We start from the raw sequence: 3144 nt of genomic DNA, 5'->3' as shown, positions 1-3144 counted from the left end.
TGCACAGTTAGCATTTTCAGAAGAAAAAACAGCAGACTATTCAAAAGCACAGGTCTCAATCCGATTCTATGACAGAACAATGTATTATCCCGGAAGTAAGGAAGATAATCCTGTTTATGTAGATATTGCAATTACAAACAGGGGGACAGATACACTGCGCTTTAAACTTGCTGATGACCGCATGTTCTCTCTTGATTTTTACGCATACACAATAAAAAATACAACTCTTCCAGTAACTAAAGATTTAACAATTAAACGTTCAACAAATCAGACAGTTTATTTTCGTGAACTTGCAATCGAACCCGGTGAAACTTATTCGTTTGTAGAAAACGTAAAAGATTACATTCAAATTGATGAACCTTCAATTTATTACCTGGAAATGCGTTTTTATCCGGAATTGTACAAATCAAAGCTCATTGAAATTGCATCAAACCGTTTAAGTCTTGATATCCGCCCGGCACCATCTGCTTCATCTTCAAGCATTCTTCCTGTCGAAAATAAAACAACTGCACTTCTTAAACCTGAAGCAATTTCACCTGATAAAGTTGTTGAACAGACAATTATTGCACGTCAGAAGTCACTTTGGGATCAGTATTTCCTTTACATGGACATTGAACAGATGATGATTCGAAACAGTGAAGTTAACCGGAAATATAAAAATGCTGGTGCAAATGAACGAAACAGAATGTTACAGTCTTATAAAGCTGATTTAATGCAAAACAGAATTGATTATGATATTGTAAGCGTTCCCGAACGATTTTTTATTGAAAACACATCTTATTCACAGACTGATGGAACAGTTTCAGTTCTTGAATGGTTCAAATATCCTAATTTCAGTGAAAAGAAAAGATATATCTACAAAGTAAGGCAGCGGGACGGAATTTGGCAGATTTATGACTATTCAGTCACTAATCTTGGAACAGAATAAAAATGGAGTAAACCATGAAAGCATTAGTCGTAGCAGATGATGAAAAAGCGATTAATAATATTTCTCAAGTTCTTAAATCAGCCGGATATGATCCAATTGTTTATAAATGGCTACTAAAAGCATTAGACAATATTGAAGAAATCTGCCCGCACTTAATCGTCATAAGTACAAGAAATTATCCTCGTCACTGGAAAACACTGGCTCAATATGCTACTAACAGCTTCGGAAATTATAGTCCACAGGTCATTCTTTATGTTGATGAAAATTTTAATGAAGAAGAACAAAAAAAAGCAGAAGCATTAAAAGTTCGGGGATGTTTTGATTCTATTGAAGTTGAAGGCTTAGATAAACTTCGTGAAATTCTATCAAAAACAGATGACATTTTTTCAGGTTATCTGACAGATGAAGAACAGGAAGAAATCACTGTTGAAGATTTAGTTCCAAACGCAAAAAAATACATCGTTACATCTGTTGAATCAGATGAAGAAATAAAAACTGAAGAAGAGTTATCTGAAAAAGCTGACGAAACTGAAAACACAGATGACCTCCCCCTTGAAACAGCTGAAGAAACTCAAATCACCGAAGAATCTCTTGAATTAACTGAAGAAACTGAAAACTTCGAAAATTCTCTTGAATCAGCTGAAGAAACTGAAAACACCAAAGAATCTCTCGAAGCTGCTGAAGAAACTGAAAAACACGAAGATTCTCTCGAATCAGATTTATTAGAATCTGATGAAGAAGTTCCGACTGTATCAAACATTCTAAAAACTTCCATACCTGAAGAATCAACTACCCTTCCTGGCAGTGAAGAATTAAAAGAAATGTTTGAAAATGAAACTGATGAAAACGAAAGTGACGCTTTAGAAAATGAACCAGATTTTAACAAAGGGGAAACTGAAGCAGCCGAGTTTTCTGAAAATGAAAATGAAACTGAATTAAATGAAACTGATGGAGAAAAAGAAATGTCTGATGAACAGAGCCTTGATGAAAAACTGGCAGAAATAATGAATGCAAATAAAGCTGATGCAAAAGCAAAAGCTGAAGAATTAAATATCGATACACTTGCTGAAAGCGCTGTTTCATTTGTTTTTACAAATCCAATAACACTAGCTATGGTTTCAGGAACCGCACGTAATTATAACGGTATGACACTCGAATTTACTCCAGATATTCCTTCTTTTATTATGAATCTTGATGCCGGAACGAAAATTTCGATTGCATCTCTTAAACATAATGAAAAGATAGAAAACGTGTCAGCAGAAGTAATGTCAAACGATTCCAGCAAACTTTATCTTACAATCAAGAAGTTTAATTAATGAGCAGTAAACAACAATCAGCAAAATTTTTCTGTGAAAACTGTGGTGCTGAAGTTCCTCAGGATGCAAAAGTCTGCAAACACTGTGGAAAATTCTTTTCATCAGTCAGATGTCCTGTCTGCGGTGAAACTGGAACACCTGGGAAATTTTCTAACGGATGCCCAAAATGCGGATATGCAGTTGGAAAAGGAAAAAAAATTAATTCACCAAAACAAAAAGAATCTCATGCTTCAAGAAAATCAAAAAAAGAACTTCTCAACGCAATAGATTCAAGAAATTCTAACACATTTGCAAAAAAAAGAATCTCAGACGGTCATCTACCGGTATGGTCATATTTTGCACTTTTTTTAATTTTAATTATGTTTGTTTTCTGCACCGCCAGGTATCTGGGTATGTAAAGCAATTGACAAATATCAATTAAATCTATAAACTACTAGAGCAATTTTTGAAAAGCCCGGATGGCGGAATTGGCAGACGCGCTAGGTTCAGGTCCTAGTGTTCGCAAGGACATAGGGGTTCAAGTCCCCTTTCGGGCAAAACGCTTCCTTTTTGGAAGCTTTTTTTTTGTGTAACAAGCAAAAAAAATCCCCGGAAATCATATTCCAGAGATTATAATTACCTAAAGAGCAGCACTTCCTGTATTCATATTGGTAAGGAAAGCCTCGTTATTCCGGCTTTTTTTCATTTGATCCAGAATAAGCTCAGTAATTTCAGCATCTTCCATTGGGTTGATTACTTTACGCAAAACCCAAAGTTTCTGCAGAGTAGCTTCGTCAAGCAAAAGCTCTTCTTTTCGAGTACCGGATTTTTTGATATTGATTGCCGGGAAAAGCCTTCGTTCTGCAAGTTTTCGGTCAAGGTCGATTTCTGAGTTACCCGTTCCCTTAAATTCTTCAAAAA

Annotated in this window: 3 protein-coding genes, 1 tRNA gene and 1 pseudogene; 4 read left to right on the top strand and 1 reads right to left on the bottom strand. The window is 35.4% G+C overall.

Annotation, left to right across the window (positions count from 1 at the left end):
- The 4 genes from ACKI5B_RS03380 to ACKI5B_RS03365 form a co-directional block, all read left to right on the top strand.
- Positions 1–928, top strand: a 928-nt coding sequence (locus tag ACKI5B_RS03380; protein ID WP_407425835.1) for a hypothetical protein, incomplete at its 5' end; no start/stop codon positions are given.
- Between the two features lie 14 nt (positions 929–942).
- On the top strand, positions 943–2244 hold the full coding sequence (locus tag ACKI5B_RS03375; RefSeq protein ID WP_407425833.1) for a hypothetical protein: 1302 nt from the start codon (positions 943–945) through the stop codon (positions 2242–2244).
- Positions 2244–2642, top strand: a complete 399-nt coding sequence (locus ACKI5B_RS03370; protein WP_407425831.1) for a zinc ribbon domain-containing protein — start codon at positions 2244–2246, stop codon at positions 2640–2642. The genes ACKI5B_RS03375 and ACKI5B_RS03370 overlap by 1 nt, the downstream gene beginning before the upstream one ends.
- 54 nt (positions 2643–2696) lie before the next feature.
- A tRNA-Leu gene (locus ACKI5B_RS03365) sits at positions 2697–2780 on the top strand.
- Between the two features lie 83 nt (positions 2781–2863).
- On the opposite strand, the pseudogene ACKI5B_RS03360 reads toward ACKI5B_RS03365, so the two are convergent.
- Positions 2864–3144: pseudogene (locus ACKI5B_RS03360) on the bottom strand (transcription termination factor Rho); the annotation flags it as partial.

This window comes from Treponema sp. (assembly GCF_045657965.1).
Classification (GTDB): domain Bacteria; phylum Spirochaetota; class Spirochaetia; order Treponematales; family Treponemataceae; genus Treponema_D.
This window is presented reverse-complemented; position numbering and strand designations above follow the sequence as displayed.